16 protein-coding genes are annotated in these 12,617 nt (G+C 52.7%); all 16 read right to left on the bottom strand.

What is annotated here, in order from left to right:
- Positions 1–7: 7 nt before the first annotated feature.
- Complete coding sequence (locus QMN23_RS10755) at positions 8–1,507, bottom strand: TolC family protein (RefSeq protein WP_281999308.1); 1,500 nt, start codon at positions 1,505–1,507, stop codon at positions 8–10.
- A 27-nt stretch (positions 1,508–1,534) separates the two neighbouring features.
- Positions 1,535–1,819, bottom strand: a complete 285-nt coding sequence (locus QMN23_RS10750; protein WP_281999307.1) for a hypothetical protein — start codon at positions 1,817–1,819, stop codon at positions 1,535–1,537.
- A gap of 99 nt (positions 1,820–1,918) precedes the next feature.
- Positions 1,919–3,166 carry a serine hydroxymethyltransferase gene (gene glyA, locus QMN23_RS10745; protein WP_281999306.1) on the bottom strand — a complete coding sequence of 416 codons (1,248 nt, stop codon included), beginning with the start codon at positions 3,164–3,166 and terminating at the stop codon, positions 1,919–1,921.
- A gap of 91 nt (positions 3,167–3,257) precedes the next feature.
- Positions 3,258–3,704, bottom strand: coding sequence for a ribose 5-phosphate isomerase B (rpiB, locus tag QMN23_RS10740; protein WP_281999305.1), 447 nt, complete (start codon positions 3,702–3,704; stop codon positions 3,258–3,260).
- Positions 3,705–3,712: 8 nt separating this feature from the next.
- Positions 3,713–4,945, bottom strand: a complete 1,233-nt coding sequence (gene fabF, locus QMN23_RS10735) for a beta-ketoacyl-ACP synthase II (protein WP_281999304.1) — start codon at positions 4,943–4,945, stop codon at positions 3,713–3,715.
- A gap of 94 nt (positions 4,946–5,039) precedes the next feature.
- A complete protein-coding gene (gene acpP / locus QMN23_RS10730) occupies positions 5,040–5,273 on the bottom strand; it encodes an acyl carrier protein (RefSeq protein ID WP_281999303.1) in 234 nt (77 codons plus the stop codon).
- A 95-nt stretch (positions 5,274–5,368) separates the two neighbouring features.
- Complete coding sequence (fabG, locus tag QMN23_RS10725) at positions 5,369–6,109, bottom strand: 3-oxoacyl-[acyl-carrier-protein] reductase (RefSeq protein ID WP_281999302.1); 741 nt, start codon at positions 6,107–6,109, stop codon at positions 5,369–5,371.
- Entirely contained in the window at positions 6,106–7,041 is a 936-nt protein-coding gene (fabD, locus tag QMN23_RS10720; RefSeq protein ID WP_281999301.1) for an ACP S-malonyltransferase, read from the bottom strand. Before fabD ends, fabG begins: the two co-directional genes overlap by 4 nt.
- Positions 7,042–7,062: 21 nt before the next feature.
- Positions 7,063–8,043 (bottom strand): beta-ketoacyl-ACP synthase III, encoded by a 981-nt coding sequence (locus tag QMN23_RS10715; protein WP_281999300.1) that lies wholly within the window; start codon positions 8,041–8,043, stop codon positions 7,063–7,065.
- Between the two features lie 10 nt (positions 8,044–8,053).
- Entirely contained in the window at positions 8,054–9,094 is a 1,041-nt protein-coding gene (gene plsX, locus QMN23_RS10710; RefSeq protein WP_281999299.1) for a phosphate acyltransferase PlsX, read from the bottom strand.
- A gap of 44 nt (positions 9,095–9,138) precedes the next feature.
- Entirely contained in the window at positions 9,139–9,321 is a 183-nt protein-coding gene (rpmF, locus tag QMN23_RS10705; RefSeq protein ID WP_281999298.1) for a 50S ribosomal protein L32, read from the bottom strand.
- 12 nt (positions 9,322–9,333) lie between these two features.
- Positions 9,334–9,873 carry a YceD family protein gene (locus QMN23_RS10700; RefSeq protein ID WP_281999297.1) on the bottom strand — a complete coding sequence of 180 codons (540 nt, stop codon included), beginning with the start codon at positions 9,871–9,873 and terminating at the stop codon, positions 9,334–9,336.
- 197 nt (positions 9,874–10,070) lie between these two features.
- Positions 10,071–10,430 carry a hypothetical protein gene (locus tag QMN23_RS10695; protein ID WP_281999296.1) on the bottom strand — a complete coding sequence of 120 codons (360 nt, stop codon included), beginning with the start codon at positions 10,428–10,430 and terminating at the stop codon, positions 10,071–10,073.
- On the bottom strand, positions 10,430–11,038 hold the full coding sequence (locus tag QMN23_RS10690) for an L-threonylcarbamoyladenylate synthase (protein WP_281999295.1): 609 nt from the start codon (positions 11,036–11,038) through the stop codon (positions 10,430–10,432). Before QMN23_RS10690 ends, QMN23_RS10695 begins: the two co-directional genes overlap by 1 nt.
- A 4-nt stretch (positions 11,039–11,042) precedes the next feature.
- Positions 11,043–12,146, bottom strand: coding sequence for an aminopeptidase (locus QMN23_RS10685; protein ID WP_281999294.1), 1,104 nt, complete (start codon positions 12,144–12,146; stop codon positions 11,043–11,045).
- A complete protein-coding gene (gene dut, locus QMN23_RS10680; protein ID WP_281999293.1) occupies positions 12,143–12,616 on the bottom strand; it encodes a dUTP diphosphatase in 474 nt (157 codons plus the stop codon). The genes QMN23_RS10685 and dut overlap by 4 nt, the downstream gene beginning before the upstream one ends.
- Between the last annotated feature and the right edge of the window lies 1 nt (position 12,617).

The raw sequence follows: 12,617 nt of genomic DNA, 5'->3' as shown, positions 1-12,617 counted from the left end.
TAATACATCAGTTCTGTGCCTGCTTGGCATAGAGTGTGTCGCCAGACTCACTGGTGATATGAATCCCTTCCTTCTCCAACAACTCGCCGGTTGCTCGCCATAACTGGGTAATAGCGTCGTTGTAGTCAACTAGCGCCTGGATCTGGTTTCCTTTGGCGGTGACCAGGTCATTTTCGACATCAAGGACATCTTTCGTGGTTGCCAATCCCACTTCATTCTTCTTGATGTACGATTGCAGCCGTTCTTCGGCGTAGAGTCGCCCTCGTTCGGTGACATCGATCTGCTTGTAACTTGCCTCAATCCCCCGAATTGCCGTTTTAATCTCGTTTGCGATGCCTTGTTCCAGACTTTTTTCCTGTACTTTGGCCTGCTCCAGTCTGAGCTTGCTTTTTATGTACGCGTTTTCTGCCGCGTTGTTCCCCAGCGGATAAACGAACTGCAGGCCGACATTCCACTCGGGGTAGTCGGTTGAGCCGATCTTTTCAAGATCGCGGTTGTAATGGCGGTCCAGCCCGGTTAAAGCCGCACTGGCAGTCAGATTGAGATCGGGGAGTGTCTGGTTCCTGGTAACCCGGGTTTGGAGTTCATTGGTCCTGACGACAATTTGCTGTCCTCTGATTTCCGGCCGTAGTGTCAGGGCGCGCTTGATCATCTCGTCGACATTTGCCGAATAGTATGCCTTCGATGGCACATCGACCGGCACAATCTCTTCGTTGCCCGGCAGTTGCAGCAAAACGTGAAGAAGATCGTTTTCGTCCCTAACTGCCCGCTCGGCATCAATCAGGTCTTTCTCCCTGCTGGCCGCCCCGAATTCGGCGTTTTGAATTTCCATTGCCGGCAGTACTCCGGCTTTGACCCGCCCGCGGGTCTCGGTCAGGATCTTTTGGGCGAGAAGCAGAGAGGTTTTCTTGACTTCCAGCTGCTCACGGAGGCTGTACAGCTTGAAGTACTCATTTCTGACCTGGGTAATAGTGTCCAGTAGCTTGGTCTTGAACTGCTCCAGTGTCCCTTCCTTATTGAATTTGGCGACGTTGATGTTCAAGTCGGTAGCCTCGCGGCCAAAGTTCTTCAAAAGTGGTTGGCTCAAGTTCAGCGTGAGATTGGATTCCCAGTAATTGTTTAGAGATATTGAAGAGTTATTGTTGTTGAAGGTGTTGTTAAAGGTGAGGCCAATCGTACCGCCCGTTGGGACTAATTGGCTGACACCGGGATTGATTTGGACGGACTTTTGCCGATTGGTTACATTGCCCGACAGAAAAGTGCTTGCAGGCTCAGTGGTTGACTGAGAATACCCGGTGAAAAAATTGAGTGCAGTGTCGTAGATCCCTTCACTGGCGCGAACATCTGCCAGAGCGGCCGCCGGGTTGTACCGTTCGGCTTGAACGTCGAGGTTTTTTTCAACTGCCGACTTGATTGCCTCGGCCAATGGCAGACGCAGCTGACTCTCTGCGGCAATGACATTGGTGGTGCAGAGGGAGAGCAGCAGAGCGGTAGTGATTACCTTCATGTATCCTCCTCAATAGCCCTATGAAACCTACCGGCTATGAAACCGTGCAGACTTTGACAGTGGACGGTAACTCTTCAGCGGTATATCGATCAGCGAATTATTGCTGACGACGCCAAGACCGATTATAGCGGCAATCATCAGGCGCTGCTTGGCTAAAATAATCAAGAAAGCCACTTTAGATTTTTGATAGCGATGGCAATGAAACGCCTGATTGTTCAAAATTGGCCGGTCAGTCACGATTGCCATGTCGCGCGAATCTTCTAAAAATGGGGCAACCTTGTCAAGATAAAATACTTTTTCGGCGGGCGGCATCCGAACACAGAAATGCCTAGAGATAAGCATAAATATAAAAGGGGTGTCGCTTACGACACCCCTTTAGAGCAGCACTTCCTTGCAGCCAAAGAAGTAGAGCTATTTCAGTCGGTGGGCATAGAGGGGGAACCGGCGCATCAGTGCATTGACCCGCTCTTTGATGTTGGCCAGCGCGCTCTCGTTATCGGCGTTGGCAAGAGCCTCAGCTATAAAACCAGCTACGTCGGCCATCTCGGCTTCTTTGAGCCCGTGGGTAGTTGCCGCAGGGGTACCGATGCGGAACCCCGAGGTAACGAACGGCGAACGGGTTTCGAACGGCACGGTGTTCTTGTTCACAGTAATACCGGCTTTATCGAGTGCTTCTTCGGCAATTTTGCCGGTCAATTCTGTGCCGCTCAAGTCAACCAGCATCAGGTGATTATCGGTCCCGCCCGATACGAGTTTAAACCCGCGCTTCATCAGTTCATCGGCAAGTTTTGCCGCATTTTTGACGATCTGTCCCTGGTAACTCTTGAATTCCGGAGCGAGCGCTTCCTTGAAGGCTACGGCCTTGGCGGCAATGACATGCATGAGCGGACCGCCCTGAATGCCCGGGAAAATGTTTGAATTGAGCGCTTTGGCGAATTCTTCACGACAAAGGATCATCCCACCGCGAGGACCGCGAAGAGTCTTGTGGGTAGTTGTGGTCACGAATTCGGCATGCGGCACCGGATTCGGGTGGAGACCGGCGGCCACCAAACCGGCGATATGTGCCATGTCGACCATGATGACGGCTCCAACCTTGTCGGCAATGGTCCGGAAAGCGGCGAAATCAAGGATACGCGGATAGGCGCTAGCACCGACTACGATCATCTTCGGCTTATGCTCCAGAGCGAGCCGTTCAACTTCGTTGAAATCAATGGTTTCGGTTTCGCGGGAAACCCCATAGGGAACGACGTTAAAGAAGCGGCCGGAAAAGTTTACCGGACTGCCGTGTGTGAGATGGCCGCCGTGGGAAAGGTTCATGCCGAGGATGGTATCGCCCGGTTTTAGCACGGTGAAATACACCGCCATGTTTGCCTGAGAGCCTGAATGTGGCTGGACGTTGGCGTGGTCGGCTCCAAAGAGTTCCTTTGCCCGATCGATAGCAAGATTTTCCACCACGTCCACTTGGTGGCAGCCGCCGTAGTACCGCTTACCGGGATAGCCCTCGGCATATTTGTTGGTCAGGACCGATCCCTGCGCTTCAAGCACCGCCTCGGAGACGAAGTTTTCCGAGGCAATCAGCTCAAGGTTATATTCCTGTCGTTCGGTTTCATGACGGATTGCTGTTGCCACTTCGGGGTCAAAAGCTTCAAGATTTGACATCCTCTGCTCCTTACACTGAGTTTAAAATGGAAAACGGGACCGGATCCGGTCCCGCACAAACCAAGCTGTACATTACCTTAGCCAGGGATGGCTATTTCATTAGCTCCCGTTCGATCGCGGCAATTTTGTCCAGCCGATTCTGGTGCCTTCCACCCTCGTACGTGGCGTCAAGCCAGACCCCGACCATTTTCCGTGCGATCTCCCTGTCAAGAACTCTGCCGCCGAGCACGAGGATGTTCGCGTTATTGTGTTCCTTTGCCATCTGAGCCATGAAGGCATCTGTCGCCAGCGCGGCGCGGACACCGGGGAATTTGTTGGCAACAATCGACATCCCAATTCCGGTCCCGCAAAAAAGAATGCCTTTTTCCGCCTCGCCGCTGGAGACTTTGCGAGCAACTTTTATTCCGAAATCGGGGTAATCGACGGAGTTCCCGTTGTCAGTCCCGCAATCTTCAAAAGAAACATTGCGCTCACGCAAGAGGACTTTGATTGCTTCTTTCAGTTCTAGCCCGCCATGGTCACTACCGACGACAATCACAATTCCTCCTAAATCTTCCTGAACAGCAGCGAAGCATTGGTGCCGCCAAAGCCGAACGTATTGCTGATCGCACAGGTAATCTTAGCGTCACGGGCGGTATTCGGCACATAGTCGAGATCGCATTCCGGATCGGCTTCCTGATAATTGATGGTCGGCGGTACAACGCCCTTGTCCATGGCCATCATAGTGAAGACCGCTTCGACCCCCCCGGCGGCGCCAAGCAGGTGCCCGGTCATCGATTTGGTTGACGAAACCATCAGCTTCTTCGCGTGGTCGCCAAAAACCCGTTTGATGGCCTGGGTTTCGAAGAAGTCGTTGAAGGGTGTGGAAGTACCATGGGCGTTAATGTAGTCGATCTCCTCGGGACGAACCCCGGCATTGGCCAGAGCCATCTTCATGCAGCGGGCAGCGCCCTCTCCTTCCGGCGCCGGGGCAGTAAGATGATAGGCATCGCCCGTCAGCCCGTAACCGATCACTTCGGCATAGATTTTTGCCCCGCGCTTTTTCGCGGCCTCATACTCTTCGAGGACCACAATACCGGCGCCTTCCGCCAGGACGAAACCGTCGCGGCTCTTTTCGAAGGGACGTGACGCTTCGGTGGGGCTATCGTTCCTGGTCGACAATGCCTTCATCACCGAAAAACCGCCAATCCCGAGCGGGGTCACCGTCGATTCGGTCCCGCCGGCGATCATCGCATCGGCATCACCGCGCTTGATGATGTGGTAAGCGTCACCGATGGAATGAGTCCCGGTCGCACAGGCCGAAACGGACGACAGGTTGGGGCCTTTAGCACCGTATTTGATGGAAATGTGCCCGGGAGCCAAGTTGATGATGAGCATCGGGATGAAGAAAGGAGAAATTTTCTTGTATCCCCCCTCCAATAATGCCGAATGGTATTTCTCGATAGTCGGGAGTCCGCCGAGACCGGCACCGACGAGAACGCCGACGCGCTCGGCATTCTCTTCCGTAATCTGCAATCCCGAGTCTTCCATCGCATAGTGTGCCGCGCCCATGGCATACTGGATGAAGAGGTCCATTTTTTTGACCTCTTTTTTGTCGATGTACTCTTCGGCATTGAAGTCCTTGACTTCTCCGGCAATCCTGACGGGAAGATCGGAGGCGTCAAAGCGGGTGATCAGATTAATGCCGGATTTGCCAGCGGCAAGGGCCTCCCAGTTCTTCTGGTTGCCGGTCCCCAGCGGAGAAACGGCACCCACTCCCGTAACCACAACTCTTCTCATGTATATGCTCCTGCAATTGTCAAATCGGTAAGCCAGGTGATGTGCCGCAAATCGCGGAAAGGGGAAGGTTGCCCTTCCCCTTGGTGATCAGTGACTAGGTGTGCTCGGTGATATAATCCACGGCGTCCTGAACGGTCTGGATTTTTTCGGCGTCTTCATCGGAAATCTCGATATCGAATTCTTCCTCGAGAGCCATCACCAGTTCAACCGTATCGAGAGAATCTGCGCCAAGATCATCCATAAAAGAAGCATCATTCGTTACCTGAGCTTCATCGACGCCCAACTGCTCGGCAACGATTTCTTTAACTCGTTTTTCTATTGTGGACATGCTGTTCACCTCCGTTTGTTTTTAACCCTGTTAAGGTTTTCAGGTAATTTTTCTAGCTACATATCATGAATTGCCCAAATTGCAAAAGATAATTTTCAGATGTACATGCCACCGTTGACCGACAGAACGTGCCCCGTGATGTACCCACCCATCTCGGATGCCAGGAAAAAGACTGCATTGGCAATGTCTTCCGGCGTGCCAAGCCGCTCAAGGGGGATCTGTTGCAACAGGTTTTCCCGGACTTTGTCCGAAAGGACTGAGGTCATGTCGGTTTCAATGAATCCCGGGGTCACTGCATTGACGGTAATTCCACGTTTTGCCAGCTCGCGCGCTGCCGACTTCGTCAGCCCAATCATCCCCGCTTTGCTGGCGGAATAGTTAATCTGGCCGGCATTTCCCATCTCGCCGACGACCGAGCTGATGTTGATGATGCGGCCGCTGCGGGCTTTTGTCATCAGTTTTGCCGCTTCCCGGGTACAGTGGAAAGCGCCTTTGAGATTGACATCCAATACGGCATCCCAGTCGGCATCCTTCATCCTCAACAAGAGACCGTCGCGGGTAATCCCGGCATTATTCACCAGAATGTCGATGTGGCCGAAGCGTTCTATGACTGTGGAGAAGAACTGATCCACAGCGGACGATTCGGCGACATTGAGGGCGAAAGCCTGAGCGGAGCCACCTGTAGCGGCAATTTCATCGACCGTGCTCTGGGCTCCTTCAGTGGTTGTTGCCGTAACTACAACAGCGGCCCCTTCCGCGGCCAGCTTGAGGGCGATCGCCTTGCCGATTCCGCGGGATGCCCCGGTAACGACCGCAACTTTACCTGCAAGTGTCATGCGACCTCCCGAATAAGCTCCTTGAGCCCGGCTGAATCTTCGACGTTTCTGGCGGTGGTTTCCTTATTGATCCGTTTTACCAGCCCTGACAATACCTTGCCGGGACCGATTTCGATAAATTCCCCCACCCCGAGGTTGACCATCTCGCGCACCGACGCATCCCAGAGGACCGGAGCACTGACTTGTCGGACAAGCAGCTCTTTGACCCGTTCACACTGAGTGTTCGGCGTTGCCTCAACATTTGTTACCACAGGGGTCTGCAACTCATGCACAGTCACTGCTGCCAGGGTCTCCGCAAGCCGCTCCCCTGCCGGAGCCATCAGACTCGAATGGAATGGTGCGCTGACCGGGAGCAACATCGCTTTCCGGAATCCACGAGCCTTGGCAATCTCGATGGCCCTGTTCACCGCTCCGGTATGCCCGGCAATAACGATCTGCCCCGGAGAATTGAAGTTGGCCGGTGAAACTACTTCGCCTTGAGATGCTTCGGTGCAAATTTCAAGCAGGATGTCTGGTTCGACGCCGAGTATCGCGGCCATCGCCCCCTCGCCCACCGGTACGGCCTCCTGCATGAAGGTACCACGGGCACGAACTGTCCGTACTGCATCGGCAAAAGCAAGTGAACCCGCAGCAACGAGGGCTGAATACTCTCCAAGAGAGTGGCCGGCCAGAAAAGAAGGTACAAGGCCCGTTTCGGCAGCCAAGACCCTGAACGCGGCCGTGCTGACCGTCAGGATGGCCGGCTGGGTATTGGCGGTCAGTTTCAGATCGCTCTCCGGTCCATCAAAACAGAGACGAGATAACCGGCTTCCGAGAGCATCGTCGGCTTCTTCAAAAACCTGGGCTGCCAGGGGGAAATTATCCGCCAGATCCTTGCCCATCCCGGCATATTGTGAACCTTGTCCCGGGAAAATAAACGCACGTTTGCTCATTGATTGTTCCTTCGTCAGAAATTACCAGCGGATTAATGCTGATCCCCAGGTCAGTCCGCCACCGAATGCATCGAGAAGGATGAGGTCCCCCGCCTTGATCTTGCCGGTACGATGTGCTTCGTCGAGCGCGAGGGGAATTGATGCGGCTGAGGTGTTCCCATAGTGATCAAGATTGACGAATACCTGGTGTGCAGAAAGATCGAGCCGCTTTGCGGTGGCATCGATGATGCGGCGGTTTGCCTGGTGTGGAATCAACAGCGTTACATCCGCAGGACTCAGCCCATTCGTTTCGAGGGCCTCGATGGCGGCTTCTCCCATCGCACGCACGGCAAGCTTGAAGACTTCGTTCCCCTGCATGTGCAGGAAGGTCAGACGATTGTCCAGCGTTTGCTGGACAGCCGGATTGCGGTTACCGCAACCAGGTTGATAGAGTAGTTCCCAATGGGAACCATCACTGTGGATATGCGTCGACAGTATGCCGCGCTCTTCTTCAGTTGCTTCCAGGATGACGGCCCCGGCGCCATCGCCGAAGAGGAGACACGTGTTGCGATCGGTCCAGTCTACGATCCGCGACAAGACTTCTGCACCCATGATGAGGGCTTTGCGCACAGTTCCCAGCTTTATGGCGTTATTCGCTTGCGTCAGGGCGTAGATAAAGCCGGAACAGGCAGCCGATATATCGTAAGCCGCCGCTTTCGTAGCCTTGAGATTATTTTGTACGAGACATGCGGTAGCCGGAAAAGGAAAATCCGGTGTGACCGTGGCAAGAATTATCAGGTCAAGTTCATCGGGGGTGATGCCGGCCATCTGAAGGGCACGTTCGGCCGCCTTGGTGGCAAGAGTCGAAGTATATTCATTATCGGCCGCAATGCGGCGTTCTTTGATCCCTGTCCTGGTAGTTATCCAGTCATCGCTGGTTTCAACCATCTTCTCCAGATCAAAATTTGTCAGTATCCTGTCCGGGGCCGCTGAACCGGTGCCGGTAATCCTCGCTCTCATCATTGCACCTCTTCTAGCCTGCAACAGCTTCTTTTACTGCATCCCGCTGTTGCATGTACGCCACGAATTCTGTTTCCAGCTTCTCCGCAAGGCGCTGATTGACCCCTTTCCGGGCGTATTCGTGGGCGAAGTGAATAGCATTCTTGATTGCCTTGACGTTTGATCCGCCGTGGCAAATCATCGCCACTCCATTAATTCCGAGCAAAGGGGCACCGCCGTACTCGGCGTAGTCGACCTTTTTCTTGAAATTTTTGAATGCTTTGTGGACAAAGAGATAACCTAGTTTGGAGAGGAAACTCCGCTTGATCTCATATTTGAGCATTTTCCCGACGGCATCCGCCAAGCCTTCCGAAAGCTTGAGCACAACGTTGCCGACAAATCCGTCACATACGACGACGTCAACCATGCCGTTGAAGATATCCCGCCCCTCAACGTAACCCACATATTCGAAAGAGATATTTTTCAGGATGGAGTTCGTTTCGCGCGTCAGCTCGTTGCCCTTGCTATCTTCTTCGCCATTCGACAAAAGTCCGATACGGGGCTGGTCAACGCCAATCACGTGACGGGCGTACACTTCACCCATGATGGCAAATTGCACGAGATGAATCGGCTTGCAATCAACGTTGCCGCCCACATCAAGGACTAGTGTCTTGCCGCGCAGCGTTGGAAAAATCTGGGCTATCGCCGGGCGATCAATCCCCTTGAGGCGCTTCAAGACGAACATCCCCGCTGCCATGGTCGCGCCAGAATTTCCGGCGCTTACCACGACGTCCGCCTCGCCACTTTTCACCAATTCAAACGCAACACGGATCGAAGAGTCTTTTTTGCGGCGCACGGCATCAGAAGCAGCGTCATGCATTCCAACGACTTCGCTGGCATGATGCAGGGAAATATCCAACCCGCGGACATCATGCTTGTCAAGTTCTTGGCGAAGTCGCTCGGTATCCCCAACGAGGGTGATGGGGATTCCATACTCACGCGCAGCAGCGACAGCGCCTGCCACCTCAATGGCTGGAGCGTTGTCGCCTCCCATTGCATCAACAGCAACTCTCATGGTAACCCTGGGATAGAAAAATTCGGAATAGACAGAGGAGCTGTCTACAGCTCCTCTGTTTTGATGACTTCTTTACCTTTGTAGGTACCACATGAGGTACAGGCGCGATGGGGGAGTTTGGGCGCCTTGCACTGCGGGCAGATGGATGCTGCCGGCGGGGTCAGGAAATCGTGAGCTCTTCTCATATTTTTCCGGGATTTAGACGTTTTCTTCTTGGGTACAGCCATTGTATTTCTCCTTTACTTTTCTACTTTGAAATTCTTGAGTGCACTGAACGTGAGATTATGAACTGATTTTTCACAACCGCACTCGCTTTCGTTCAGGTCTGCCCCACATTGTGGACAAAGCCCCTGACAATCTTCTTTACACAATGGTTTTATCGGTAACTCCATAATTACCTGCTCGGCAATTTCTGGAGAAAAATCAATCTCATCACCGGTATAGGCGACAGAAATCAAGTCCTCATCACCCAGCTCGATCTCATCTTCATCGTTGGACAGTTGGTTGGCTTTGCTGTAGATCAAAATAAACGATGAATCGACGTCTACATCAAATTCTGCCAGACAGCGCGAGCACTTCATCCGCACCCGAGTCTTAATCTTCCCGTTGGTGCGAATATGGTCATATTCCCTGAAAACGGTCAGGCTTACCGTAACAGGAGCAATGAAGGTGCAAAACTTGTCTGTTGTTACTGCCGCCAATGATGGAAACGCATCGGGAGCTTCTTCGTAGAACAGTTGTTTTTCCCGCTCTTTTATGTCGTCTACACGTACTTTCACAAGACTCCCGATTGATCATGCTCGAAGCTTTGCAGTATATAAAATGGACCCGAATTGTCAAGAAAAATGACGGCCGGATAACGGCAGCATCCCAATAGGCGAGGGATTTCCCTATTACTCCATTCCAGCCGTTTTTGCAAGCCCTAAGGGATAATCTCCGACGTACCGTCTTGTCAACAAACCTCAGCGACAATAAATTAAATGGTGATGGTTTCGCCAGGGCGTAATTCCGGGGTGGTCGTGGTGTGCAGCGAGGAGGCAAAAAGCATAAAAAATATGAGGGCCACGGCACAAAGGATGATGATGTTCGGTAACAACCTGATCCGAGGGCCTTCATCCTGACTGCTGCCGAGAAGAAACCCTGCTGCGACGACAAAGGCGCCAAATCCACCCATTATCCCCCCAATAAAGAACGACAGAAAGACAAAACGCTCTTCATCGGTTGGCAGGAAATGAAACAGGTCCGCAATGACAGAGTGATAAAACGTCCCGAGAATCACGATAAAAACTGCGGCAATAATGAAGTTCAGGCCAAATCGAACCGTGCGCTTGCGCATTATTCACACCAGCTCACATCGCCTACTCCACGGCGCAATACCTGCGGGTAATCACCGATCAGGCTCACCACGGAGCTTACCTCAGCCGACAAGACCCCGCCGTCTATGATCATGTCGAGTTGATTGCCAAGCGCTTCCTCAACAAGAAACGGGTCGCCGATTGGTTCTTCACCGGAGATGTTGGCACTGGTGGTGATAATTGGATGCCCGAGCTCTGTAACGATCGACAGGCAGATGCGGTTGGCCGGGATCCTGATACCAACCGTTTTTTGCTTGGTGACCAGTAGATCAGGCACAATGCTGGTGGCGTCCAAAACGAAGGTATAGGGGCCTGGCAGATAGCGTTTGAGGATCTTGTAAGCGTAATTGCTCACCTTGGCATAGCGGGCGACTTCGGAAAGCTCGGAGCAGATAAAGGAAAAAGGTTTCTTCTTTTCCCGCTGCTTAATGAGGTAGATGCGCTCAATCCCTTTCTTGTTGAAAATGCTGCAGCCGATCCCGTATGTCGTATCGGTCGGGTATGCAATAATCCCCCCGCCTTTAAGCGTCTCAGCCACTTTCGAAACGAGTCGAGCCTGCGGATTTTGCGGGTTGATGGACAGTACCATGGTGTCAGTCCTTGGGGTTGAGCTCCGTCAACTCTTTATGAACGAAGATGCCGTTTTTCTGAATAAGCGTATCGTCAAACCATATTTCGCCATCACCCTTGAGCAACTTTACCATATCCCAATGGACGGCTGAGCGGTTACCGTTGTCACATTCATCATAGCATTGGCCGGGGGTGAAATGGATGGAGCCGAAAATCTTTTCATCAAAAAGGATATTCCGCATCGGCTCTCTGATGTTCGGATTGACCCCGATGGCAAATTCCCCGATATAGCGGGCACCTTGATCGGTATCGAGGATGTTGTTCAATTCCCGGTCCAGCCCTGGCGACGTGGCGGAAACTATCTTTCCTTCCCTAAATTCAAGACGAACCCCGGAAAATTCCTTCCCCTGATACAGTGTTGGGCAGTTATAGGTAATGTAACCTTCAACCGAGTCTTTGACAGGCGCCGTGAAAACTTCACCGTCGGGGATATTATAACGCCCATCGCACTTGATCCCGTTCAGCCCTTTGATGCTGAAATGGAGGTCGGTGTCTGATGCCTTAATGTGCACTTTGTCGGCCCGGTCGACAAGTTGTTTGAGTTTTTCCTGCTTGCGCGATTCGGCACGCCAATCGATACAGCAGGCCGCGAAAAGGTACTCTTCATACTCTTCGAGACTCATCTTCGCTTCCTGTGCCGCCCCATGAGTCGGGTATCTGGTGATGACCCAGCGAGTGTTCTTTACCCGCCAATCGACGATTGGCCGTGTCAGTTTCGACCAGGCGATCATATTCCGCTGATTTGCCTTTGCCATCACCATCGAATTATCGGTTGCCGAAATACCGATGTAAACCGATACCTGTTTCATAAAATCAAGCTTGTGCTGGGGGAAATATGAGAGCTGGCTTTTGCCGGCGTTATTGAAAAAATGCCGGTCGATCTCCGGAAACTGGAAAGCGTACTCGACGTATTTGGCGCCTCTCGCCAGACACAGTGAGTAAACTTCCTTTATCAGGGGCAGGCATTCGCTTCCAGTTGCGTTAATGAAGACAATATCTCCTTTTTTGACGTTCGTCGAATAGTCGACGAGAATCTCCGCTAACTGGTGTATTCGTGGATCGTTCATGGGGTTTCCTTTGCGATACTATCTCTGCCGGTATGACCAAAGCCACCCTCTCCCCGCAGCGTCTGATCCAGCTCGGTCACTTCAACCAGGTCGGCTCTGACAAAGGGGGCAAAAACCATCTGTGCGATCCGCTCACCGTTGGTTATGGTAAACGGCTCGGCTCCGTGATTGATGAGGATAACCCCGATTTCCCCACGGTAGTCGGGATCGATGGTCCCGGGTGAATTGACCAGCGCTATCCCATGCCGAAGCGCAAGTCCGCTTCTCGGGCGAATCTGGGCTTCGAAGCTGTCCGGAAGTGAGATGGCAATTCCGGTCGGAATAAGTTGTCGCTGACCGGGGAGCAGAACGATGTCCTCATCAAGAACTGCCTGAAGATCCATGCCTGCCGCATGGGCTGTCATATAGCGAGGAAGGTGGGAATTCCTGTCGGGGCGTAATAGACGAATTTTTACAGTGCACTGGTTCATC

The sequence above is a fragment of the Geotalea uraniireducens genome (assembly GCF_027943965.1).
In the GTDB taxonomy this organism is placed as follows: domain Bacteria; phylum Desulfobacterota; class Desulfuromonadia; order Geobacterales; family Geobacteraceae; genus Geobacter; species Geobacter uraniireducens.
The sequence above is the reverse complement of the archived record's forward strand: the minus strand, read 5'-3'. Positions and strand labels throughout refer to the sequence as shown.